Origin of the sequence: Paracoccus amoyensis (genome assembly GCF_014490725.1) — a bacterium.
Taxonomy (GTDB): Bacteria; Pseudomonadota; Alphaproteobacteria; order Rhodobacterales; family Rhodobacteraceae; genus Paracoccus; species Paracoccus amoyensis.
Map to the genome: position 1 here is coordinate 582254 of NZ_JACOQL010000003.1, position 22255 is coordinate 604508.

At 58.9% G+C, this 22255-nt stretch carries 20 protein-coding genes and 1 pseudogene; 12 read left to right on the top strand and 9 right to left on the bottom strand.

Annotated elements, in window-relative coordinates:
• The first annotated feature begins 15 nt into the window (after positions 1-15).
• Positions 16-2052, top strand: a complete 2037-nt coding sequence (locus H4P12_RS11890; protein ID WP_187793874.1) for an NADH:flavin oxidoreductase — start codon at positions 16-18, stop codon at positions 2050-2052.
• On the opposite strand, the gene H4P12_RS11895 is transcribed toward H4P12_RS11890, so the two are convergent.
• Positions 2049-2552: an isochorismatase family protein gene (locus tag H4P12_RS11895; protein WP_187793875.1), complete on the bottom strand. Its 504-nt coding sequence runs from the start codon at positions 2550-2552 to the stop codon at positions 2049-2051. The two genes, H4P12_RS11890 and H4P12_RS11895, sit on opposite strands and share 4 nt — an antisense overlap.
• A gap of 279 nt (positions 2553-2831) precedes the next feature.
• Between H4P12_RS11895 and urtA the strand changes: the two genes are divergently transcribed.
• The 5 genes and pseudogenes from urtA (at position 2832) to urtE (ending at position 8808) form a co-directional block, all read left to right on the top strand.
• On the top strand, positions 2832-4118 hold the full coding sequence (urtA, locus tag H4P12_RS11900; RefSeq protein ID WP_187793876.1) for an urea ABC transporter substrate-binding protein: 1287 nt from the start codon (positions 2832-2834) through the stop codon (positions 4116-4118).
• Between the two features lie 90 nt (positions 4119-4208).
• On the top strand, positions 4209-6122 hold the full coding sequence (urtB, locus tag H4P12_RS11905) for an urea ABC transporter permease subunit UrtB (protein ID WP_187794002.1): 1914 nt from the start codon (positions 4209-4211) through the stop codon (positions 6120-6122).
• Between the two features lie 3 nt (positions 6123-6125).
• Positions 6126-7361 (top strand): urea ABC transporter permease subunit UrtC, encoded by a 1236-nt coding sequence (gene urtC, locus H4P12_RS11910; protein ID WP_187793877.1) that lies wholly within the window; start codon positions 6126-6128, stop codon positions 7359-7361.
• Positions 7358-8097, top strand: a pseudogene (gene urtD / locus H4P12_RS11915) (urea ABC transporter ATP-binding protein UrtD). Before urtC ends, urtD begins: the two are co-directional and overlap by 4 nt.
• 3 nt (positions 8098-8100) lie before the next feature.
• Positions 8101-8808 carry an urea ABC transporter ATP-binding subunit UrtE gene (urtE, locus tag H4P12_RS11920; RefSeq protein WP_187793878.1) on the top strand — a complete coding sequence of 236 codons (708 nt, stop codon included), beginning with the start codon at positions 8101-8103 and terminating at the stop codon, positions 8806-8808.
• 38 nt (positions 8809-8846) lie between these two features.
• Here the strand turns inward: urtE and H4P12_RS11925 are convergent, their stop codons facing one another.
• The 4 genes from H4P12_RS11925 to H4P12_RS11940 form a co-directional block, all read right to left on the bottom strand.
• On the bottom strand, positions 8847-9839 hold the full coding sequence (locus H4P12_RS11925; protein WP_343069817.1) for a zinc-binding dehydrogenase: 993 nt from the start codon (positions 9837-9839) through the stop codon (positions 8847-8849).
• Positions 9839-10246, bottom strand: a complete 408-nt coding sequence (locus H4P12_RS11930; protein ID WP_187793879.1) for an organic hydroperoxide resistance protein — start codon at positions 10244-10246, stop codon at positions 9839-9841. Before H4P12_RS11930 ends, H4P12_RS11925 begins: the two co-directional genes overlap by 1 nt.
• Entirely contained in the window at positions 10243-10884 is a 642-nt protein-coding gene (locus H4P12_RS11935; protein WP_187793880.1) for a TetR/AcrR family transcriptional regulator, read from the bottom strand. Before H4P12_RS11935 ends, H4P12_RS11930 begins: the two co-directional genes overlap by 4 nt.
• 120 nt (positions 10885-11004) lie before the next feature.
• Positions 11005-12072 carry an ornithine cyclodeaminase gene (locus H4P12_RS11940; protein ID WP_187793881.1) on the bottom strand — a complete coding sequence of 356 codons (1068 nt, stop codon included), beginning with the start codon at positions 12070-12072 and terminating at the stop codon, positions 11005-11007.
• A 488-nt stretch (positions 12073-12560) separates the two neighbouring features.
• On the opposite strand from H4P12_RS11940, the gene H4P12_RS11945 reads away from it, so the two are divergent.
• The 6 genes from H4P12_RS11945 to H4P12_RS11970 all read left to right on the top strand — a co-directional run bounded on the left by H4P12_RS11945 (position 12561) and on the right by H4P12_RS11970 (position 18695).
• Entirely contained in the window at positions 12561-13775 is a 1215-nt protein-coding gene (locus H4P12_RS11945; RefSeq protein WP_246449262.1) for an ABC transporter substrate-binding protein, read from the top strand.
• Positions 13776-13886: 111 nt separating this feature from the next.
• On the top strand, positions 13887-14774 hold the full coding sequence (locus tag H4P12_RS11950) for a carbohydrate ABC transporter permease (protein WP_187793882.1): 888 nt from the start codon (positions 13887-13889) through the stop codon (positions 14772-14774).
• The gene (locus H4P12_RS11955; protein ID WP_343069818.1) at positions 14767-15684 is read left to right on the top strand and encodes a carbohydrate ABC transporter permease; all 918 of its coding nucleotides are present in this window, start codon (positions 14767-14769) and stop codon (positions 15682-15684) included. Before H4P12_RS11950 ends, H4P12_RS11955 begins: the two co-directional genes overlap by 8 nt.
• Before the next feature lie 12 nt (positions 15685-15696).
• A complete protein-coding gene (locus H4P12_RS11960) occupies positions 15697-16773 on the top strand; it encodes an ABC transporter ATP-binding protein (RefSeq protein WP_187793883.1) in 1077 nt (358 codons plus the stop codon).
• Between the two features lie 39 nt (positions 16774-16812).
• A complete protein-coding gene (locus H4P12_RS11965; protein WP_246449264.1) occupies positions 16813-17559 on the top strand; it encodes a sugar phosphate isomerase/epimerase family protein in 747 nt (248 codons plus the stop codon).
• A gap of 14 nt (positions 17560-17573) precedes the next feature.
• Positions 17574-18695, top strand: coding sequence for a Gfo/Idh/MocA family protein (locus H4P12_RS11970; protein ID WP_187793884.1), 1122 nt, complete (start codon positions 17574-17576; stop codon positions 18693-18695).
• 99 nt (positions 18696-18794) lie between these two features.
• Here H4P12_RS11970 and H4P12_RS11975 read toward each other — a convergent pair whose 3' ends face one another.
• The 4 genes from H4P12_RS11975 to H4P12_RS11990 form a co-directional block, all read right to left on the bottom strand.
• Positions 18795-19109, bottom strand: a complete 315-nt coding sequence (locus H4P12_RS11975; RefSeq protein ID WP_187793885.1) for a GNAT family N-acetyltransferase — start codon at positions 19107-19109, stop codon at positions 18795-18797.
• A 145-nt stretch (positions 19110-19254) separates the two neighbouring features.
• A complete protein-coding gene (locus tag H4P12_RS11980; protein ID WP_187793886.1) occupies positions 19255-19884 on the bottom strand; it encodes a glutathione S-transferase family protein in 630 nt (209 codons plus the stop codon).
• A gap of 183 nt (positions 19885-20067) precedes the next feature.
• A complete protein-coding gene (locus H4P12_RS11985) occupies positions 20068-21270 on the bottom strand; it encodes a CaiB/BaiF CoA transferase family protein (RefSeq protein WP_223115791.1) in 1203 nt (400 codons plus the stop codon).
• Positions 21263-22216 carry a hydroxymethylglutaryl-CoA lyase gene (locus tag H4P12_RS11990; protein WP_187793887.1) on the bottom strand — a complete coding sequence of 318 codons (954 nt, stop codon included), beginning with the start codon at positions 22214-22216 and terminating at the stop codon, positions 21263-21265. The genes H4P12_RS11985 and H4P12_RS11990 overlap by 8 nt, the downstream gene beginning before the upstream one ends.
• Positions 22217-22255: the final 39 nt, after the last annotated feature.

Here is a 22255-nt window from a genome sequence, read left to right on the forward strand (position 1 = left end):
CAAAGGGAGGTTTAGATGTCCGTTGATCCCCTTCTTCAGCCCTATCAGTTAAAGCATCTGCGGCTGAAAAACCGTCTGATGCTGACCAGCCATGAACCCGCCTATCCAGAAGACGGGATGCCCAAGGATCGCTATCGCGCCTATCACGTGGAGCGTGCACGGGCGGGTGTGGCGCTGACCATGACAGCGGGTTCGGCATCGGTTGCACGGGACAGCCCGCCCGTTTTCAACAATATTCTGGCCTGGAAGGATGAGGTCGTCGGCTGGATGAAGCAGCTGACCGATGAATGCCATGACCATGACTGCGCGGTAATGATCCAACTGACGCACCTTGGCCGCCGCACCCGTTGGGACAAGGGCGACTGGCTACCTGCCGTGTCGGCCAGCCATGAACGCGAACCCGCCCACCGTGCCTTTCCCAAAAAGGTGGAAGACTGGGATATTGCCCGCATCATCCAGGATTACGCAGACGCGGCCGAACGGATGAAAGCCGCAGGGCTGGATGGCGTCGAGCTGGAAGCTTATGGTCATCTGATGGATCAGTTCTGGTCGCCGCTGACCAATGATCTTGATGCGCCCTATGGCGGAGACCTGGACAACCGCCTGCGCTTTACCTTTGACGTGCTGCGCGCGATCCGTGACCGCGTCGGCCCTGAATTCATTGTCGGCATTCGCTATACAGCCGATGAAAATACGGTTGGCGGCCTGACAAGACAGGACGGGCTGGACATATCTCACCGTCTGAAATCCAGTGGCATGGTGGATTTTCTGAACGTCATTCGCGGCCATATCGACACCGACGCGGCGTTGACCGATGTCATCCCGGTTCAGGGAATGCGCAGTGCGCCGCATCTGGACTTTGCGGGTGACATCAGGGCCGCGACGAATTTTCCAACCTTTCACGCAGCAAAAATTCAGGATGTGGCAACGGCACGCCACGCGATTGCCACTGGCAAGCTGGACATGGTTGGCATGACCCGTGCCCATATTGCCGATCCGCATATCGTGGCCAAGATCATGCGCGGCGAAGAACATCGTATCCGCCCCTGCGTCGGTGCGAACTACTGTCTGGACCGCATCTATCAGGGCGGCATGGCGCTGTGCCTGCACAACCCTGCAACCGGCCGAGAGTTGGAGCAGCCCCATATCGTGCCCAAGGCCGAACGACACCGCCGGATCGTGATTGTCGGTGCCGGCCCTGCCGGAATGGAAGCAGCCCGGGTGGCTGCCGAACGCGGGCATGACGTCATTGTTCACGAGGCCGCGGACAAACCTGGCGGTCAGGTCCGCCTGACTGCTTTGACGCCTCGGCGGCAGGAAATGATCCAGTTGATCCAATGGCGGTTTGACGAATGCGAACGTATGGGGGTGAATTTTCGCTTCAACAGCTTTGCCGACGCAGAAACGGTTCAGGCTGATGATCCCTGCGTGGTCATCATCGCCACGGGCGGCCTGCCCCATACAGAGATATTGCCCGCGGGGAATGATCTGGTCGTGTCGACATGGGACATCCTGTCGGGCGATGCGCGCCCGGGGTCTAACGTGTTGATCTATGACGATGCAGGCGATTATGCGGCGCTTCAGGCCGCCGAAAAGATCGCCGCGACCGGCGCGAAGGTCGAGGTGATGACACGCGACCGCAGCTTTGCCCCCGAGGTGATGGCCATGTCGCTGACGCCATCAATGCGAGAACTGCAAAAGCTGAACACGACTTTCACGGTCACATGGAAGCTGGATCAGGTGCGCCGCGACGGCAACGAATTGCTGGCAACGATTGGCAGCGACTATGGCGGCGCCACAAAGGAACGGCGTGTCGATCAGGTCGTCGTCAATCACGGAACCCGCCCTCTGGACGATCTGTATTTCGACCTGCGCCCGATCTCGACCAATAGTGGCCAGGTCGATTATGATGCGTTTATCCATGGCCGGCCGCAATCGGTCGTGACCAATCCCGATGGCGCCTTTCAGCTTTTCCGTATCGGGGACGCCGTTGCGGCACGCAATACACATGCCGCAATCTATGATGCGCTAAGACTGGTAAAGGTGCTTTAGGACCAAACGTCAGAGGCATTGACCACCCGACGCTTGGAACCAATGGCGTTCAATGCGATCAGGTGCACGACTTCCAGCGGGGCCGTGCAAAGATCGCCGATCACCTGTATTTCATATGAATTTGCGGCCTCGGACAGGGCGGTGAATACGACGCAGTTCTGGGTCATCATTCCACAGATCAACAGGTCATCGACGCCATCCAGATGTGTCGCCAGATCGGTATCCTGAAAGGCGTCGGCGAAATGTTTCACGACCACCGGCGCGTCCCCAGATGCCTCAAGGATTGCCGGTCGGATGGCATTTCCCGTCCCACCATCCGCAAACAACCCGCTATTCTGGGTAGAAACGTGGCGGATCAGGATGATCTTGTCGCCAGCGGCCCTTGCCTTGCCCATCGCAGCAATGATGCGTGCCTCGGTTTCGTCGGTCTGCCACAGGGGCAGCACACCGCCAGGAAAATAATCCTGCTGAATATCGATCACGATTAATGCGCGTGCCATCACATGCCCCTTTCTAACGCCGCAGATCCTTATCGAAGAATAAGCCGTGCGGCGTGATGCCGTGCAACCCGTTTTTCAGGCTGCGCCGTGCCTGCCGGGTGATCGCGCATCCGCCGACTCTGGTTTGCGTGCAGAACAGGAGACCCCCCGGAAAATTGCATCAAATTGATGCACGGTGAGTATTTGCGCAGAAACATGGTCAGAAAACTGGCAGCCCCTTGCGGATGAAATCTAATTCCCTTTGCCGCAGTGCGGCGCATAACAAAGAGGGAAACACGGATGAAAAGATTTTCCAGCACATTTGCCGCACTCACAATCACGGTTAGTCTTGCCGGAACCGCAAGGGCGCAAGAAGGTGAACCAATCAAGATCGGTGTGCTGCATTCGCTGTCCGGCACGATGGCAATTTCGGAAACCACACTGAAAGACACTGTGCTGATGATGGTGGAACGGCAAAACGCCAAAGGCGGCCTACTGGGCCGCCCGCTGGAAGAGGTTGTCGTGGACCCGGCATCGGACTGGCCCCTATTTGCTGAAAAAGCCCGCGAATTGCTGACCGTGTCGGATGTGGACGTGATCTTTGGCTGCTGGACCAGCGTCAGCCGCAAATCGGTTCTGCCCGTGATCGAAGAACTGAACGGCCTGCTGTTCTATCCGGTCCAATACGAAGGCGAAGAATCTTCGAAGAACGTCATCTATACCGGCGCCGCACCGAACCAGCAGGCGATCCCTGCGGTTGATTACATGACCGATGAGCTGGGCGTCGAAAAATGGGCGCTGCTGGGCACGGATTACGTCTACCCGCGCACGACCAACAATATTCTGGACGCCTATCTGAAAGACAAGGGTGTCTCCGACGACGACATCTTCGTCAATTATACGCCGTTCGGTCATTCGGACTGGTCCAAGATCGTCGCGGATGTGGTGGCCCTTGGCGCCGATGGCAAGAAAGTCGGTGTCGTCTCCACCATCAACGGTGATGCGAATGTGGGCTTCTACAAGGAACTGGCGGCGGCGGGCGTGTCGGCGGACGATATTCCTGTCATGGCCTTCTCGGTCGGCGAAGAAGAATTGGCCGGTCTGGATACAGCGAACCTTGTCGGCCATCTGGCGGCCTGGAATTATTTCGAAACCGCCGACACGCCCGAAAACGCTGCATTTATTTCGGAATGGCACAAGTTCATCGGTGACGACAAGCGCGTGACCAACGACCCGATGGAGGCCACCATGATTGGCTTCAACGCCTGGGTCGCAGCCGTCGAAAAGGCTGGCACCACCGATGTCGATCCGGTTCTGGAAAGCATTGTCGGCGTCGAGGTTCCGAACCTGACCGGCGGCACGGCGCAGGTTCTGCCGAACCACCACCTGACCAAGCCGGTCCTGATCGGCGAGATCCGCGAAGACGGGCAGTTCGACATTGTCAGCCAGACCGAGCCGGTTTCGGGGGACGCATGGACCGATTTTCTGCCGGAATCCGCGGTTCTGGACGCCGATTGGTCGGCCAGGGATTGCGGCATGTTCAACACCGAAACCCAGACCTGCGTTCAGGTTCAGTCGAATTACTGATGAGCCGTGCGGCGGCGTCTGCATGCCGCCGCTTCCCCGATTTCAAAGGACATTCGCATCGTGACACGCCCGCATGCCCTGCTGCGCCACCTGCCCGCCCTGATCTTTGTGCTGGCCCTGCTGGCGACGGCCTTGCCTGCGACAGCCAATACCGCGTTGGAACAGATCGTCACCAATAATCTGGAGCAGATCCAGCGTCCTTCGCGCCGCACGGTTCAGCCGCTGATTGCCCAAATCGCGGCAACCGGCCCGGAAGGGTTGGCGTTCCTGTCGGCATGGGCGAACCGCAATCTTGGCCTGACCGATGACGGACAGTTGTTGATCACCAGCGGCAAGACGACAACCGATGCGATCACCGGGCAGGTTGTCACGGGGGCGGAGCCAAAGATGCTGCGGCCGAATTCGGGGGTGCGCGGCCTGATCGAATCCGCCTTGGTCGCGGGTGAGATCGCGTCGCCCGACATGGCCCGCCGGGCGGCTGCGCTGGACAGCATGGCGCGATCCAGCAGCGCAGAGCATCTGGTGGCTTTGCGCGACGCGCCACCGGAAACCGACCCCGCACTGGCTGCACGCCGTGCCCGGCTGGAAAAACTGCTGACGATCCGGTTCGACGACGATTCCGCCGCACGGATCGCCGCAATTCAGGACATGTCCGGCGATGTCGGGCTTGATTTCCGCGCCGCATTGAATCCGTTGCTGGCAACGCATCGTATCGTGGCGACAAGCGCACCGGCCGATCAGAATATCGCCCGCGAGCTGACGCCGGGCCGCGATGATTTTTCCCGCGACACGGCCTATGACATATTGAAATCCGAAGGTGTTGCCCAGGCGCGTTTGACGCCGACAGCACAGCGTGACACGCTGGCTGCGCACCTTCAAGACGGTGCCGTAGCCGGCGTGCCGGTTGCAGAACTCAGCACCACCGTGGGTCGCGATCGGGCCTATGAGGCGTTAGAGGCAGCGGGCACCGTCTCCCCCGCAGCAACCGATGCCGAGGCTGACGACGCCATCGACGCCCATCGCTATTTCGATGTCTACAATGAACCCGACAGTGATGTGACCGATGCCGCCCGTGCCGCGCAACGTGCGGCAGAAACACGGCTTATGGCGATGAAGGGCGTCGATCTGGGGCTGGATGCGCTGTCGCTGGCGTCGATATATTTTCTGGCGGCCATCGGGCTGGCCATCACCTTTGGTGTCATGCGCGTCATCAACATGGCGCATGGTGAATTCATCATGATGGGCGCCTATACCGCCTATGTCGTGCAAACGATGATCCCCGACCGAACGGGGTCGCTGATCATCGCCCTGCCCGCCGCGTTCATCGTCACCTTCCTTGCCGGTGTCCTGCTGGAGCGGCTGGTGATCCGGCACTTGGCGAAACGCCCATTGGAAACGCTGCTGGCGACCTTTGGCGTGTCGATCGCATTGCAGCAACTGGCCAAGAACATCTTCGGCACGCAGGCCCGCCCGTTGACGGCGCCGAAATGGCTGGAGGGCGCGATTACCATCAACGATGTCATCTCGATCTCGACCATCCGGGTTGCAATCTTTGCGCTGGCGCTGCTGTTTCTGGGGCTGTTTCTGTTCATCATGAAAAAGACCCGGCTGGGGCTAGAGGTTCGCGCCGTCACGCAAAACCCCGGCATGGCGGCCAGCATGGGCATCAATCCCGACCGGATCGCGATGATGACCTTTGGTCTGGGGTCGGGCATCGCAGGTATCGCGGGCGTGGCCATCGGGCTGTTCGCGCAGGTCACGTCAGAACTGGGCCAGAACTACATCGTGCAAAGCTTCATGACCGTGGTTGTCGGCGGCGTCGGCAACATCTGGGGCACACTGGCGGGCGCGGGCCTGATCGGCATTCTGTCCAAGGTGATCGAGTCCTTCAACCCGTCGAACACATTGGCGGCCCAGACTTTCATGATCCTGTTCATCGTCATTTTCATCCAGTTCCGGCCACGCGGAATCATCCCGCAAAAAGGCCGCGCGGCCGAGGTATAAGGTATGGCACGCAAACCCTTTATTCTGCGCAACCCCTCGGTGCTTGTGGTGCTGGCTGTGTTGGCGGTCTTTACAGTCATTGTCACGTTGATGAGTCAGGCCTACGGGACGGGTGCAATCCCCACGTCAATGGTCAAGGTATTGGGCAAGACATTGTGTCTGGCCCTTGCAGCGGTGGCGATGGATCTGGTCTGGGGCTATCTTGGAATCCTCAGCCTTGGGCAAATGGCGTTCTTCGCGCTTGGCGGCTATATGATCGGGCAATGGCTGATGTATGCCCGGACCGAAACCATCGTTGCGGCCAGCATGGCCAACAACCCGATCCCGCCAACCCCGAACGAACTGCAACAAGCCGTGGCCAGTCAGATTTTCGGTGTCGTAGGGGCGGCAGACCTGCCCTTGCTGTGGTCCTTCGCCCATTCACTGACAGCGCAACTGGTCCTTATGGTTGCTGTGCCCGGCCTGCTGGCGCTGATCTTTGGCTGGCTGGCATTCCGGTCGCGGGTCAATGGGGTCTATCTGTCAATCCTGACCCAGGCGATGACGCTGGCGCTGGCGCTTTGGTTATTCCAGAACGACAGCGGTTTTCGCGGGAATAACGGCCTGTCAGGCCTGCAAAACATCCCCGGTCTGGAGCATGTCGCGCAAGCGCGGCTGTCTGTCTGGTTCCTGTGGGCATCTGCGACGGTGCTGGCGCTGTGCTATCTGCTGGCGGCGTGGCTGGTCAGCGGCAAGTTCGGCAGCGTGATCCGCGCCATTCGCGATGATGAAACCCGTGTGCGGTTCCTTGGCTACCCGGTCGAGGGTTTCAAGCTGGTCGTCTTCACGCTGGCCGCGATGATCACCGCCATCGCGGGGGCGCTTTACTACCCGCAAGCCGGGATCATCAATCCCGCCGAGCTGGCGCCCATCGCCTCGATCTATCTGGCCGTCTGGGTTGCGATCGGCGGGCGCGGGCGTCTGTATGGTGCGATGATCGGCGCGATCGTCGTGTCGCTGCTGTCCAGTTGGTTCACTGGCGGACGCGCGCCCGATCTGCACCTGCCGGGCTATACCGTCAGTTGGGTTGACTGGTGGCAGGTTGTTCTGGGCCTGTCCTTCGTGCTGGTCACGCTGTTCGCACCCAAGGGTATCGCGGGCATTTTCGACTGGCTGGGGGGCGCCGTATCGCCGCGCAGGCAAGGCAAGGATCTTGGCCCCGGCGAAGGATCCCTGACAGAGCAAGAGGCGCAGGCATGAGCGCACTTCTAGAGGTTTCAGGCGTTTCGGTCAGCTTTGACGGCTTCAGGCCATCAACAACCTGTCCTTCGACATCGGCGCGGCAGAATTGCGTGCCGTGATCGGGCCGAATGGCGCTGGCAAGACGACCTTCATGGACATCGTCACCGGCAAGACCCGCCCGGATGAAGGCGAGGTTAAATTCGGTGACCATTCCCGATCCCTGCTGAAAATGAATGAGGCGCAGATCGCCCGCGCAGGTGTCGGTCGTAAATTCCAACGCCCGACCGTGTTCGAGGATCAATCCGTCGCGGACAACCTGACCATGGCCCTGAAAGCCAATCGTAGTCCGTTTCCGGTCCTGACGTGGAGGCCGTCGCCCGCGTCGGATCGGCGTGTGGCGGAACTGGCCGCCGAAGTCGGTCTGGCCGATCAAATCGACCGCAAGGCCGGAGAGCTTGGCCATGGTCAGAAACAATGGCTGGAAATTGGCATGCTGTTGGCACAGGAACCGCGTCTGCTGCTGGTTGATGAACCAGCCGCCGGCATGACATTGGCCGAGCGTGAACAGACGACAACCCTTTTATGCCGTCTGGCCGAAACGCGGGCCGTGGTTGTTGTCGAACATGACATGGATTTCGTGCGCCGTCTGGATTGCAAGGTCACGGTTCTGCATCAGGGGTCGGTGCTGGCCGAAGGCTCGCTGGATCATGTTACCCGAAACCGTGAAGTCATCGAAGTTTATCTGGGACGCTGAACCATGCTGGACGCGAAAGACCTGACATTGCATTACGGCGGCAGCCAGATCCTGAACGGGATCGACATTCAGGCCAACGCGGGTGCTGTCACTTGCGTCATGGGCAATAACGGTGTGGGTAAAACATCGCTGATGAACCTGCTTGCGGGGCGCCATCCGCGTTCCGGCGGCACGATCAGGTTCGATGGCGAGGAACTGGGGCGCATGACCGCGCAGCAGATGGCGCGAAGGGGCGTAGGCTATGTGCCGCAGGGCCGCGCGATTTTTCCGATGCTGACCGTGCGCGAGAATTTGGAGACCGGTTTTGCCTGCCTGCCCCGTGGCGAACGTCGCATACCGGACGAAATATTCGACAACTTCCCGGTGCTGGCAACAATGGCGCATCGGCGTGGCGGCGATCTGTCAGGCGGCCAGCAACAACAGCTTGCGATTGCCCGTGCCCTGATCACCAAGCCGCGCCTGTTGCTGCTGGATGAACCAACCGAGGGGATTCAGCCAAACATCATCGCCCAGATTGGCCGCGTAATCGCAGTCCTTCGTGATCGTGGGGATATGGCGATCGTGCTGGTCGAACAGTATTTCGACTTTGCCTGGGATCTTGGGGATCAGTTTCTGGTGCTGGAACGGGGCCGCGCCGTCACGCAGGGCAGCAAGGCCGAACTGCGTCGCGCAGATCTGCATGCGCGTCTGGCGGGCCATGCGGCCGCATGAGCCAAAAAGGCCGCAGCCCAAGCTGCGGCCTTTGCCATTCAGGGGCGCAGCAACACCTTGCCGGCCTTGCCCGGCGTCAGCGACGCATGCATCGCATCTGACACCTGATCCAGCCCGAACACAGCCTCGACGGGCAGTTTCAGCACGCCATCGGCAGCCAGCTTTACCACCTCGGTCAACAACGCCACGCGCTTGTCCGGGTCCATCTGGGCACTGACGGTTGCTCCCCAGAACCCCTTCACGGTGGCCTGCTTGAAGATCAACTCGCCCGAGGGGATTTCCATGGGGGCACCTTCCATGCTGCCGAAACTGACCAGCAGGCCATTTTCACCCAGCATGTTCACCAGGTCGCCACTGGCCTTGCCGCCAATGGAATCGACCGCCGCCTTGATCGGCGCGCCACCCGCGATCTGTCGCACGTGATCCTTCCAGCCGTCGGTCGCCGTGGACACGACATTGCCGATCTCCAGCGCTGCGAGTTCATCGACACCAGCGTCGCGACGCACAAGCCCGATGACATTGATGCCCCGTGCCTTGGCCAGCATGGCCAGCATCTTGCCAACCGCACCGTTGGCCGTGTTTTGCACAACCCAGTCACCAGCCTGAACATTCAGGAAATCCAGCAACGTGATGGCGCTGAACGGCATCGCGATCAGTTGGGCAGCCGCCTCGTCCGAAATCGCATCTGGCACGGACAACAGCCCCTTGGCCGAGGCGATGAAATATTCCGCCCAAGATCCATGAACGCCTGCGACGGCAACGCGCTGACCAATCTGAACGCCGGTCACGTCGGGGCCAAGCGCATCGACGATGCCAACAGCCTCGCTGCCACCAATCGCGGGCAATTCGGGTTTGTAGCCATAGCTGCCGCGAACCGTCCAGATATCGTGGTTGTGGATCGGCGAAAGGATGGTCTTGATCCGCACCCGGCCCGGACCGGGGTCGGGGATCGGAGCATCTTCCACGGCCAGCACATCGGCCGGTTCGCCAAATCTGTGATGTATCGCGCTGCGCATCATATTCTCCGCCATCAAAGCGCGGTGACGTGCAGGCGCACATCGACATTGCCGCGGGTGGCGTTGGAATAGGGGCAGACCTGATGCGTGGCTTCGATCAGCTTCCGGGCCTCGTCCTCGGTGATGCCAGTCGTTTCGATATAAATATCAATGTCCAGCGCATAGCCCCCCTCGTCACGCTGGCCGATCCCCACCTGAACCGAGGTCTTGCTGCTCGTGTCCAGCTTCATCTGCTTGGCCACCATCGACAAGGCGCTGTCAAAGCAGGCAGCATAGCCAAGCGCGAACAACTGTTCAGGGTTCGTCCCGGTCTTGTCACTACCCGGCTGCGCCAGATCAAAGCCCAGCGAGCCATCATCCAGCTCGGCATGGCCAGAACGGCCACCGGTCGCGGTCGCGCGGGTTTTATAGAAAATTTTCATGGAGTCATCCTTTCGGGATTGCTGCCGGTCGTGCAGGCCAGCAGGTGTTCTGTGGCCAGAACTGCCCGCCGCATCGGTTCATCCGTGCGGGTCAGTTTGGACAGCAGCGCCGCCCCCAGCCACATTTGGTAAAGACATTGCGCCAAGGCCTGCGCATCGGCGCCTTGCGGTATCGAGCCGTCGGACCGGCCCTCTGCGATCAGACCGGCGATCCGGGCGACCAGACTGTCGGTGGCACGGGTCAGAACCAATCGCATATCTTCCGACATATCCGCGACCTCGGCTGCCAGCTTGACGACCAAGCAGTCCTGCTTCCAACCGGGTTCACTGTCGCGATCCGGATCACCGCTCCAAGCATGCAAATAACGCATCAAAAGATCGCGGCCGGTTCCGGGTTGTTCCAGCAGGTCGTTCAACTTGACCATGCAGCGTTCAACGTAATCCTGCAGTAACGCGACGCCAAAGGCCTCTTTCGATGCGAAATAGTGATAGAAAGACCCCTTGGGCACGTCCGCAGCGCGCAGGATTTCCTGCAGGCCGATCCCGGCAAAACCCTTGTGCAACACAAGCGTATAGCCAGTATCCAAGATATGTTGCCGCGTCGCCTTGGCCTTTGATGTAAGTTCGATCTGCGTCATTCCATTAAAATAGACCGGTCGTCTATAAGCGCAAGTCATGTTGGACAAAAAATTTTTGACGGACCGATCAGCAGCAAGACCGTTTTCCGCACCGGGCATCAAACCCGGTGCGGAACTTCATTAGGCGGCATCCATGCCCCTGCCATAACGCTCGATCATGCCAAACAGATCACGCGGGTCATCGGGATCGGCCAACAGGTCAAGTTTCTGGAAAGCATCGCTTTGGCGGACCAGTTCATTGATATAACGCAAGGCGCTGAAATCTTCGGTCGCAAAACCGACGGAATCGAACAGCGTGATCTGACGATCACTGGTCCGCCCTTTGGTCGCGCCGGTCACGACCTGCCAGAACTCGGTCACGGGATGGTCTTCGGGCAGTTGCTGAATCTCACCCTCGATCCGGGTTTGGGGCGGAAACTCGACGAAAATATCTGAACGCGTCAGGATATCGCGGTGCAATTCTGTCTTGCCGGGGCAATCGCCGCCGATGGCGTTGATATGGACACCAGAGCCGACCATGTTGTCGGTCAGAATCGTCGCGAATTGCTTGTCGGCTGTGCAAGTGGTGATGATATCGGCACCCTCGATCGCCTCTTCCCCCGTTTTACAGGCAACGACCGTCAAGCCTTTGCCTTGCAGGTTGTGCACAGCCTTTTGGGTCGCATTCGGATCAATGTCATACAGCCGAATGGTGTCGATACCGCAGATCGCCTTGAACGCCAGACATTGAAATTCGGACTGCGCGCCATTGCCGATCATTGCCATTGTCCTGGCGCCCTTCGGCATCAGATATTTCGCCACCAGTGCCGAGGTCGCCGCCGTCCGCAACGCGGTCAACAAGGTCATTTCCGTGATCAGGACCGGATATCCGGTATCAACATCCGACAAAACGCCAAAGGCCGTCACGGTCTGCCGACCTGATTGGAAGTTCTTGGGATGACCGTTCACATATTTGAAGCCATAACTGCGCCCGTCGGATGTCGGCATCAGTTCGATCACGCCTTCGGGCGAATGGGCCGCGATGCGAGGTGTTTTGTCAAACTGCTCCCACCGACGAAAATCGTCTTCGATATACGCCGCCAGATCTACCAGCATCCCCTCGACGCCCTGCTGCAGGATCAGCTGCATCATGCCCTCGACGCTGACAAAGGGAACAAGGCTCATCGGGCCCGGCTTTGGAAGCGACATCATAAACTCCTGTAACTGCAGCCGCAGATTTCCGGGGCCGCGTGCGGTAATAAAATATCTAGATATCTATTACCGAGAATGGCCCGGCTATTCGAGTCCCGCCAGTAAAGCTGGCCCAACCCTGCTGCCTCAGGAAGCGGACGCAGGCCAGCACGATGATTCGAGCATTCATATGAATCCTGGCTGTCGTCGCTTTGGAGATCACTCCGCCCTTCATTTTACCCCCTTCTAAAAAGGTTCAATACGGCATTTTTCTGGGGAAATTGACGGTTCCTGACGCAAGTTTGCCTATGGTCAACCAAGTCGCTTGACAACCAATCCCTTCGCTTCAAAGATGCATGTAATCGTTTTCATAAAACCTCTTTCTACCAATTGGAGAAAGTGACCAGAAGACGATCCAATGCGGTTTGAGGAGGCCGCATTGCACTATCGGGCGTCTGAACGCCCAGTCAGGGGAGGGGAATGACAGAATGAAAATGATGCGTATGATGTTGGCTGCAAGCACCGCAATCGGAATTGCAGGTGGCGCGTGGGCCGAAGACCTGGAAATCACGCATTGGTGGACCTCTGGCGGCGAAGCCGCAGCGGTTGCGGAATTTGCCAAGGCATTCGATGCGACGGGGAACAAATGGGTCGACGGTGCGATTGCCGGTTCGGGCAATACGGCACGCCCCATCATGATCAGCCGTATCACCGGCGGCGATCCCATGGCTGCGACGCAGTTCAACCACGGTCGTCAGGCCGAAGAGCTGGTGGAAGCTGGCCTGATGCGCCCGATCACCGAAGTTGCAGAGGCCGAGGGCTGGGCAAATGCCATCGCGGCGCCCGGCCTTTTGGAAAGCTGCACGCTGGATGACGAACTTTATTGTGTGCCAGTCAACATCCACTCATGGCAATGGTTGTGGCTGTCGAACAAGGCATATGAAGAAGCAGGCATCCCCGTTCCAAAGAATTGGGCCGAATTCGTGGCCTCTGGGCCCAAGTTGCAAGAGGCGGGAAAAGTGCCGCTGGCGATGGGCAAGCAGCCTTGGCAGGCGGCAGGCGCGTTCAAAGTGCTTGTGCTTAGTCTGGGCGGCCCCGAGCTTTACACAAAGGTCTATGACGAGAAGGATTCAGAGGTCGCCGCAGGTGCCGACATGATCCCGATCTGGCAGGCCGCCGACGAAATGCGCAAGCTGGCGGCGGGATCGAATGTTCAGGAATGGAACCAGGCCACCAATCTTGTCATCACCGGCCAGGCTGGTGGCCAGATCATGGGCGATTGGGCGCAAGGTGAATTCCAGATGGCAAATCAAGTCGCTGGCACCGATTACACCTGCCTGCCCGGATTGGGCGACCAGCCCTATCTGTCAACGGCCGGTGATGCGATCTATTTCCCACTTCTCAGCGATGATGCGAAATCCGCCGCGCAGCTAGAGCTGGCATCGGTCCTTTTCTCATCAGAGGCGCAACTTGCCTTTAACGCAAAAAAGGGTTCACTTCCGGTTCGCAAAGATCTTGACCTTGCAGAAGCCAACGATTGCATGCGTCAAGGTCTGGATATTCTGGCCAAAGGTAACATCGTTGCCGATACGGACCAGCTGATCAGCCCGGATACCAACACCCAAATTCAGGATCTGATGATCCAATTTGTCAGCGACATGAACATGACGCCCGAAGACGCACAGGCGCGCTTCGCGGAAATCATCGCCGACGCAGATTGACCTGACGAACAACGAACGCACGGCTGCCGCCATTTCGACGGCAGCCGTCAGGAAAGGCATATCGCAACCCTGCCCTGCCCCGCGCAGGGCACAACCCCGCGAGGCTGACGCATGTCTACCCGTCCCTCCCGTCTGTTTCACAATATGAACGCCAAAATCGCCTCTGTCCCGATGGTGCTGACCGCAATGGTCGTGTTTTTGGGCGGCAGCATCTGGACGGTCGTTTATTCATTCACCGACTCGAAACTGCTCCCGCGCGAAAAATGGGTCGGCCTTGATCAGTATGAAAGATTGTGGGGAACGAACCGCTGGCTTGTCTCGATTGAAAATCTGGCGATCTACGGCGTTCTGTCGCTGATTTTCAGTCTGGTGATCGGCTTTGTTCTGGCCGCGCTGATGGATCAGAAAATCAGGTTCGAGGATGTGTTTCGAACAATCTTCCTGTATCCCTTCGCCTTGTCTTTCATCGTGACCGGACTGGTCTGGCAATGGCTGTTGAACCCCGATTTCGGGGTGCAAAATGTCATTCGCGGCATCGGTTTTGAAAGCTTTACCTTTGACCCGCTTTATGACGCCGATCTTGCGATTTACGGCATCCTTTTTGCCGGGCTTTGGCAGGGCACGGGGCTGGTCATGTGTCTGATGCTGGCAGGTCTGCGAGGTATTGACGAAGACATATGGAAAGCCGCGCGGGTCGACGGAATACCGGCATGGAAAACCTATCTGTTCATCGTTATCCCGATGATGCGCCCGGTTTTCATCACCACACTGGTCATCATCACGGCGGGCATCGTCAAGTTGTATGATCTGGTCGTGGCACAAACCGGCGGCGGGCCCGGCATCGCGACCGAGGTTCCGGCGAAATACGTCTATGACATGATGTTTCAGGCGCAGAACCTGGGTCAGGGGTTTGCCGCCTCGACCATGATGCTGGTCAGCGTCATCATCATCCTGATCCCCTGGGCTTATCTGGAATTCGGAGGAAAGCGCCGTGGCTGACGTGACAACCAATCCGGCCCCCCGCATCATCGATGGCCCGCGTGGCCGCAAACCAACCCGCGCGCTGTCAGGGCGCAACATCATGATCTATGGCACGCTGATCGTGGTGGCGCTGTATTATCTGCTGCCGCTTTACGTGATGGTCGTCACATCACTGAAGGGCATGCCGGAAATCCGCATGGGCAACATCTTTGCCCCCCCGGTCGAGATCACGTTCCAGCCATGGGTCAAAGCATGGGCCGAGGCCTGCACGGGCCTGAACTGTGATGGCCTTTCACGCGGCTTCTGGAATTCGGTTCAGATCACGGTGCCATCCGTCTTTCTCTCGATCGCCATCGCCTCGCTGAATGGCTATGCGCTGGCGAACTGGCGCTTCAAGGGCGCCAACATCTTTTTCACCATCCTGATCATCGGCGCCTTCATTCCCTATCAGGTGATGCTTTATCCCATTGTGATCCTGCTGCGCGAGGCGGGTCTTTATGGATCGCTGACCGGGCTGATCATCGTGCATACGATCTTTGGCATGCCCATCCTGACGCTGCTGTTTCGCAACTATTTCAGCTCGGTCCCCGAGGAATTGTTCAAGGCCGCCCGCGTGGATGGCGCGGGTTTCTGGGGCATCTATTTCCGCATCATGCTGCCTATGTCGCTACCGATCTTTGTCGTGGCGATGATCCTGCAGGTGACGGGCATCTGGAACGACTTCCTGTTCGGCGTCGTCTACACCCGGCCTGAAAACTATCCCATGACGGTGCAGCTGAACAATATCGTCAACTCGGTTCAAGGCGTCAAGGAATACAACGTCAACATGGCCGCCACCCTGCTGACCGGGCTGGTGCCGCTGATCATCTATTTCATCTCGGGCAAGTTGTTCGTGCGCGGCATCGCCGCCGGCGCGGTCAAGGGCTGAGGGAAGGGCAAAATGGAACCAAGCATTTCAATCCGCAATCTGGACCTTAGCTTTGGCGCGGTAAGTGTGCTGAAAGACCTGAACCTGGATATTGGTCAGGGTGAATTTCTGGTGCTTCTGGGATCGTCCGGTTGTGGCAAATCCACGCTGCTGAATTGCATCGCCGGTTTGCTGGACATCACCGACGGCCAGATCTTCATCGGCGGGCGCAACGTGACATGGGAAGAACCCAGCAAGCGCGGCATCGGCATGGTGTTTCAAAGCTATGCGCTTTATCCGCAAATGACGGTCGAAGGGAACCTGACCTTTGGCCTGAAAAATGCAGGCGTCCCCAAGACCGAGATCGCCCAGCGCGTGGCACGCGCCGCCAAGATCCTGCAGATAGAGCCGCTGTTGAACCGCAAACCCGCCGCCTTGTCCGGCGGCCAGCGACAGCGCGTTGCCATTGGTCGCGCGCTGGTCCGTGATGTGGACGTATTTCTGTTCGACGAACCCCTGTCCAACCTTGACGCCAAACTGCGTGCCGATCTGCGGGTCGAGATCAAGCAGCTGCATCAGACGTTGGACAATACCATGATCTACGTCACCCATGACCAGATCGAGGCGATGACGCTGGCCGACCGTATCGCCATCATGCGCGGCGGTCTGATCCTGCAACTGGGAACGCCGGACGAAATCTATACCCGCCCCGCGAACAAATATGTGGCGGAATTCATCGGCTCACCCTCGATGAACTTCTTCGACGGGCATCTGGACGAAAGCGGCTTCACCGCCAAGGATATCAACTTCACCGTCGATGGTTATGACTTCGCGAATGGCCGCAAGCACGGCCCGGCGTGGTTTGGCATCCGCCCGGAACATATCCTGACCGGTGCCGAGGCCGAGACGCGCCCGGTCCGCCTAAGCGGCACCGCCGATCTGGTCGAGCCGCTTGGCTCTGACACGCTGGTCCGACTGCGCGTGGGCGACCGGCTGATATGGGTGCGCATGGACGGGCGGTCCAAGCCCGCAATCGGTGACCAGATTCAAATCGGCTTCAATCCGGCAAGGGCCTCGATCTTCGACAAGGATAGCGAAGAACGCCTGTAGCCCGACCCAACCAATCAACACGCATCTTAAAGGAATGACATGATGGATATTTCCTTCCAGCTTTATTCGGCCCGCAACTTTACCCCATGGGAAGATGTGGTGCGCAAACTGGCTGATCTGGGCTATACGCAGGTCGAAGGCTTTGGCGGTGTCTATGAAGACCCCGCCGGGTTCCGGGCAAATCTGGATGCGGTCGGGCTAAGCATGGCGTCCGGGCATTTTTCCATAGACATGCTGGAAAACGATCTGCCCACCGCGCTGAGCATCGCCAAAACCTTGGGGATGAAACGGATCTATTGCCCCTATCTGATGCCCGACCAACGCCCGACCGACAGCGCAGGCTGGGCTGATTTCGCGCAGCGCCTGGCGGTCGTGGGCGAAAACGTCCGCGCCGCCGGCTATCCCTTTGGCTGGCACAACCACGATTTCGAATTTGAAGTGCTGGAGGACGGCGGCATCCCCATGCAGATCATCCTGGACAACGCCCCCGATATCGGATGGGAGGCTGACATTGCCTGGATCGTCCGTGGCGGGGCCGATCCGATGGACTGGATCGCGCGTCATGGCGACCGCATCACCGCCGCCCATGTCAAGGATATTGCCCCCGATGGCGACAATCTGGATCAGGACGGCTGGGCGGATGTCGGTCATGGCACGCTTCCATGGGCCGAGCTGATGGCCGCGCTGCGCAAGGCGGGTTGCGACCTGTTCGTGGTCGAACATGACAATCCGTCCGATGTTGATCGCTTTGCGCGTCAAAGCATCGCCAGCATCCGCAGCTTCTGAAAAGGATCGCAAATATGATCAGGACCTTAGGGGTCGGCGTGATCGGTGCCGGTAACATCTCGGCCGCCTATATGCGACTTGCGCCCATGTTCAAAGGCATCGAGATGCGCGCGGTGGCCGATCTGAACGAAGATGCCGCAAAGGCCCGCGCCGCAGAATTTGGGCTGCGGGCTGAAACCGTGGATGGGCTGTTGGCCGCTGATGACATCGATATCGTCGTCAACCTGACCATTCCGGCTGCGCATTACGAGGTGTCAAAGCGCATTCTGGACGCGGGCAAGCACGTCTATTCCGAAAAACCCTTCGTGCTGTCGCTGGAGGAAGGACAGGATCTGGACCGGATCGCCGCCGCAAAAGGCCTGAGGATTGGATCGGCGCCTGACACATTCCTTGGCGGCAGCCACCAGCTTGCCCGGCATCTGATTGATGAAGGCGCAGTGGGACAAATCACCTCGGGGACGTGTTTTGTGCAAAGTCCGGGGATGGAAATGTGGCACCCCAACCCCGATTTCTTCTTCCAGGCGGGGGGCGGGCCGGTGTTGGATCTTGGCCCCTACTATATCTCTGAAATGGTGCAGCTACTTGGCCCGGTGCGCCGCGTGGCCGCGATCAGCGGCATGGCCAGCCCAACCCGCATCATCACATCGCTGCCCCGGAACGGAGAGGTGATCCCCGTCGAAACGCCGACGACATTCCACGCCATTCTGGAATTCGCATCTGGCGCGCAAATTGCCTATATCACCAGTTGGGACGTCTGGCACCAAGCCCATAACAATATCGAGCTTTATGGCCGCGAAGGCACGCTGTATGTTCCCGATCCCAACTTCTTTGGCGGAGAGTTGCGGATGACCCGACGCGGTAGCTTTGCCACCATCGGCGTCGATTGGGACCATCCTTTCCTGAAGGATAACGACAATGGCCGTGCCAATTATCGCGCGGCCGGTCTGGCCGACATGGCGCTTGCCATCATCGAGGGGCGTCCGCATCGCTGCAACAACGACTTCGCACTGCACGTCGTGGATGTCATGACCTCGATCCTGAAATCAGGCGAAATCGGGCAATTCCTCGAAATTAGCACAACCTGCGAACGCCCGGCCGCGCTTGGACCAGCCGAAGCAGCGGCGCTGTTGGCCTGAAGGTCAAAGCGTTGCGCAGATACGAACAAGACGGGGCGCAACTTCCTTGCGCCCCGTCAAAATGATTTAATATCAATGCCGTCAACACCGGCTTCTGTGTCAGGGATCTTCGCCTGGTTTGGTGGTGAACAAGTCAGACCATTCTGCATGTCTTGCATATTGCCCGCGCACATAGGGGCACAGCGGAATAATGCGAAAACCGTTCTGGCGCGCGTCTTCCAGCATGTAATTCAACAATGCCTTTGCAACGCCCTGTCCGCCCATCGCATCCGGGACGCCCGTGTGATCCGCGCTGATCACCCCCGGCCCACGATGCGTGAAAGTGATTTCCCCTTCGGCATCAATCCCGTCGATGCGGGCGACATAGCGGCCGCGAAGGGCGCCATCTTCTTTGGCAATCGTCAGCTCGGCCATATTCTAACCTCTTCCACAAAAACAAAAATTGCAGATTGCACCTTACCGCCCATGAAGCGGTAGAGACAGTTCATTTTCAGTCCGATATCACAAAATACCGTATTCGACGAAAACGAACAGTCACGACTTGGCGATAAAGTTGGAATTATTTCCCGGTTTCACGTGCGATGACCCGCTGCACTGCGGGATCCGCCGCAAGCCGATCATACAATGCCTGCACGTTCGGATAATCCGCAATACCGTTCGGCAGCATCTTGATGCCCCAACGGATCATCGGAAATGCATAGGCGTCAATCACAGACCGCAGGCCACGCCCGTCACCCAATATCCAATCGCGCCCCTCAAGATGATCGTTCAGAACCGTCATCTGCTTCTGGACCAGCTTCAGCCCCGCAGCGACCACGGCTTTTTTGGCGTCATCGCTTGGGTCCGTCGTGTAGCGGGCGGGCGTGAAGACCGGCCAAAAAGCCGCGTGCATGTCGCTGGTCAGAAACGCCGACCAGCGATGCGCCTCGGCCCTTTCACGCAGGGAATCGCCGCCCGTCAGCCCGGCTTCGGGATGCTTATGCGCCAGGTAGTCGATGATCGCCCCCGCTTGCGTCAGAAGCCAGCCATCATCTTCCTGCAATGTCGGCACCGCACCCGAAGGATTTACGGCCAGCAGTTCCTTTGATCCGAACTGAACCTTGACCGTTTCATAAGGCGCGCCGATCCATTCCAGAACGATATGGTGTGCCAAAGAGCAGGCACCGGTCGCATAATAAAGCGTAGTCATGGAATCCCTTTCAGCTTGGTTTTTGCCCCGCAAAGGGCCGAATGATGGTTTGATCATGCCCTTTGTGATCCTGATGCACAACGGCATGCACACGGCCCGGCGATCACCCCCCAAGCAACGCATTGCCAGTTGGAACAGCCATCTTTAGCTTCGCCGTTGAATTGATCTCTGGATATCACCCCCTCAACCAAGAACGACCGTTCCGCCTTCTGCAAGCTTCGCGATTTCATCAGGTGTATAGCCCAATTCGGCCAAAACATTTCCGGTATTACCGCCAAGTTTGGGCACCGGCTTGCGAATGGTGCAGGGCGTGGCCCCCAGCTTGATCGGAAAGCCCAGAACGCGCAGCGATGGACCATCCTGCCATGGCGTCTCGATCACCATGTCCTGTGCCGCGATTTGCGGATCGGCGACGACCTGTGACAGATCCTGAACGATCCCGCAGGGAACCCCCGCTGTGTTCAATGCCTGCAGCCAATGATCGCGGCTTTTGCCTGCCATGCGGCTGTCAATCAGCTCACGCAGTTCCTCTCGCGCCGCCATTCGCTTTGAATTGGTGTCATATCGCGGATCGGCCATCACCCAGCCAAGATCAAGCGTATCCAGGAACCGCTGCAAAATCTGATCATGCGAATTCGCCACGGCAATCTGCCCATCAGCGCAGCGGAACAATCCGTAAGGATAGACCAGCGGATGATCGTTCCCGGTCCGCTGCGGAACCTTTTGCGTCGCGAAATATTCGGATGAGATATAGGCCATCAGGCTGAGCAGGCCATTGACCATCGCCACCTCGACCGTCTGGCCCTGCCCCGTTTTCTCGCGTCCGATGACCGCGCCCAGGATACCGACCGCTGCGTAGATGCCCGCAACCAGATCGCTGATTGGCGGGGCTGCGCGCATCGGCGGGCCATCAGCTTCGCCGTTCACGCCCATGAAACCGCTCATCGCCTGGGCAATGAAATCGAAGGCCGGGCGATCGACATAGGGGCCGGTGCTGCCATAGCCATTGATGCTGGCGACGATCAGCCGGGGGTTCATATCCTTCAATGCCGCTTCGGTCAGCCCCAGCTTGTCCAACGTGCCGGGGCGAAAATTCTCGACCAGCACATCGGCATCGGCCAGCATCCGGCGCAGAACCGATTTGCCCGCATCGCTATAAAGATTCAGCACGACGGATCGCTTGTTGCGGTTGAACCCCGCGAAATAGCCCGAGTGCCCGTCAGTCATCGTGCCCTGCGCACGAACCGGATCGCCCTTGGGCGGTTCGATCTTGATGATATCCGCGCCCAGATCGCCAAGGATCATGGTGCAAAACGGACCTGACAGCACGCGGGTCAGGTCAATGACGCGCAGCCCGTCCAGCGGGCCCTTATTCATCTCAACCATTGGCGGTCCTTACGCTGTCCATGGATGCCGTTTGCAGACGCGGCCCGGCCTTCATGATCTGACCGGGCAGTTCACGCCCGATGATCCGTTCGGCCAGTTGCGCAGCCTCGATCAGCCTGCCCAGATCGGTCCCCGTCTGAACACCGGATTCGGCAAACAGATAGGCAAGGTCTTCGGTCGCGACGTTGCCGGTCGCGCGCGGCACAAATGGGCAGCCGCCAAGCCCACCGATGCTGGATTCGTAATGCGTGATCCCCTGCGACAGTCCGGCATAGGCGCAAGCCAGCCCAACCCCACGCGTATTGTGGAAATGCAGCGCGATATCGACCGTCGGGACGGCTTCGGCCAAGGCTTGCACCCGCTGGATCACCAGCATTGGTGTTGCCATACCGGTCGTGTCGCCCAGCGTGATGTAATCCATGCCAAGATCGCGATACGCCTTGGCCTGATCGACGACGGCTTTCAGGGCAACCTCGCCCTCGAACGGGCAGCCAAAGGCGGTGGCAATGGCACCTTGCAGCGCGACGCCGGTTCCTTCGGCACGTTTTGCAATCTGGGCAAAGCCCTGAAACGATTCTGACCGGGTGCGATTCACATTCTTCAGATTGTGACTTTCCGAGGCCGAAGCGAACAGCACCATGGCATCCACCCCCGCCTCTATCGCAGCTTCGGCCCCACGCATATTCGGCACCAAGGCTGTCAGATGCGCGTCGGAACGATCCCGAAATGCGGCGATCACCTCAACCGCGTCCTGCATCTGTGGAACGGCACGGGGTGACACGAATGAGGTGATTTCGAAACGCCGCAGCCCCGCATCCAACAGTGACTGGATCAGTTGGATTTTCTGCGCGGTCGGCACAAAGGCCGGCTCGGACTGCAGCCCGTCCCGTGGTCCAACTTCTGTGATGACGGCGTTGTCGGGAAACCCCGCGATCCTGCCAACCATTCCACCCTCCCCCTTGGTGATAAACGGCGTTGCAACTGA

What these genes read in the sequence shown, in the direction of transcription:
- H4P12_RS11985 (WP_223115791.1), bottom strand. Translation starts at nt 21,270, where the DNA reads ATGGTTGAGATGAATAAGGGCCCGCTGGACGGGCTGCGCGTCATTGAC.
- H4P12_RS11960 (WP_187793883.1), top strand. Translation starts at nt 15,697, where the DNA reads ATGGAACCAAGCATTTCAATCCGCAATCTGGACCTTAGCTTTGGCGCG.
- urtC (WP_187793877.1), top strand. Translation starts at nt 6,126, where the DNA reads ATGGCACGCAAACCCTTTATTCTGCGCAACCCCTCGGTGCTTGTGGTG.
- H4P12_RS11970 (WP_187793884.1), top strand. Translation starts at nt 17,574, where the DNA reads ATGATCAGGACCTTAGGGGTCGGCGTGATCGGTGCCGGTAACATCTCG.
- H4P12_RS11965 (WP_246449264.1), top strand. Translation starts at nt 16,813, where the DNA reads ATGATGGATATTTCCTTCCAGCTTTATTCGGCCCGCAACTTTACCCCA.
- H4P12_RS11940 (WP_187793881.1), bottom strand. Translation starts at nt 12,072, where the DNA reads ATGTCGCTTCCAAAGCCGGGCCCGATGAGCCTTGTTCCCTTTGTCAGC.
- H4P12_RS11930 (WP_187793879.1), bottom strand. Translation starts at nt 10,246, where the DNA reads ATGAAAATTTTCTATAAAACCCGCGCGACCGCGACCGGTGGCCGTTCT.
- H4P12_RS11980 (WP_187793886.1), bottom strand. Translation starts at nt 19,884, where the DNA reads ATGACTACGCTTTATTATGCGACCGGTGCCTGCTCTTTGGCACACCAT.
- H4P12_RS11975 (WP_187793885.1), bottom strand. Translation starts at nt 19,109, where the DNA reads ATGGCCGAGCTGACGATTGCCAAAGAAGATGGCGCCCTTCGCGGCCGC.
- H4P12_RS11990 (WP_187793887.1), bottom strand. Translation starts at nt 22,216, where the DNA reads ATGGTTGGCAGGATCGCGGGGTTTCCCGACAACGCCGTCATCACAGAA.
- H4P12_RS11945 (WP_246449262.1), top strand. Translation starts at nt 12,561, where the DNA reads ATGTTGGCTGCAAGCACCGCAATCGGAATTGCAGGTGGCGCGTGGGCC.
- H4P12_RS11890 (WP_187793874.1), top strand. Translation starts at nt 16, where the DNA reads ATGTCCGTTGATCCCCTTCTTCAGCCCTATCAGTTAAAGCATCTGCGG.
- H4P12_RS11895 (WP_187793875.1), bottom strand. Translation starts at nt 2,552, where the DNA reads ATGGCACGCGCATTAATCGTGATCGATATTCAGCAGGATTATTTTCCT.
- urtA (WP_187793876.1), top strand. Translation starts at nt 2,832, where the DNA reads ATGAAAAGATTTTCCAGCACATTTGCCGCACTCACAATCACGGTTAGT.
- urtE (WP_187793878.1), top strand. Translation starts at nt 8,101, where the DNA reads ATGCTGGACGCGAAAGACCTGACATTGCATTACGGCGGCAGCCAGATC.
- H4P12_RS11950 (WP_187793882.1), top strand. Translation starts at nt 13,887, where the DNA reads ATGTCTACCCGTCCCTCCCGTCTGTTTCACAATATGAACGCCAAAATC.
- H4P12_RS11925 (WP_343069817.1), bottom strand. Translation starts at nt 9,839, where the DNA reads ATGGCGGAGAATATGATGCGCAGCGCGATACATCACAGATTTGGCGAA.
- H4P12_RS11935 (WP_187793880.1), bottom strand. Translation starts at nt 10,884, where the DNA reads ATGACGCAGATCGAACTTACATCAAAGGCCAAGGCGACGCGGCAACAT.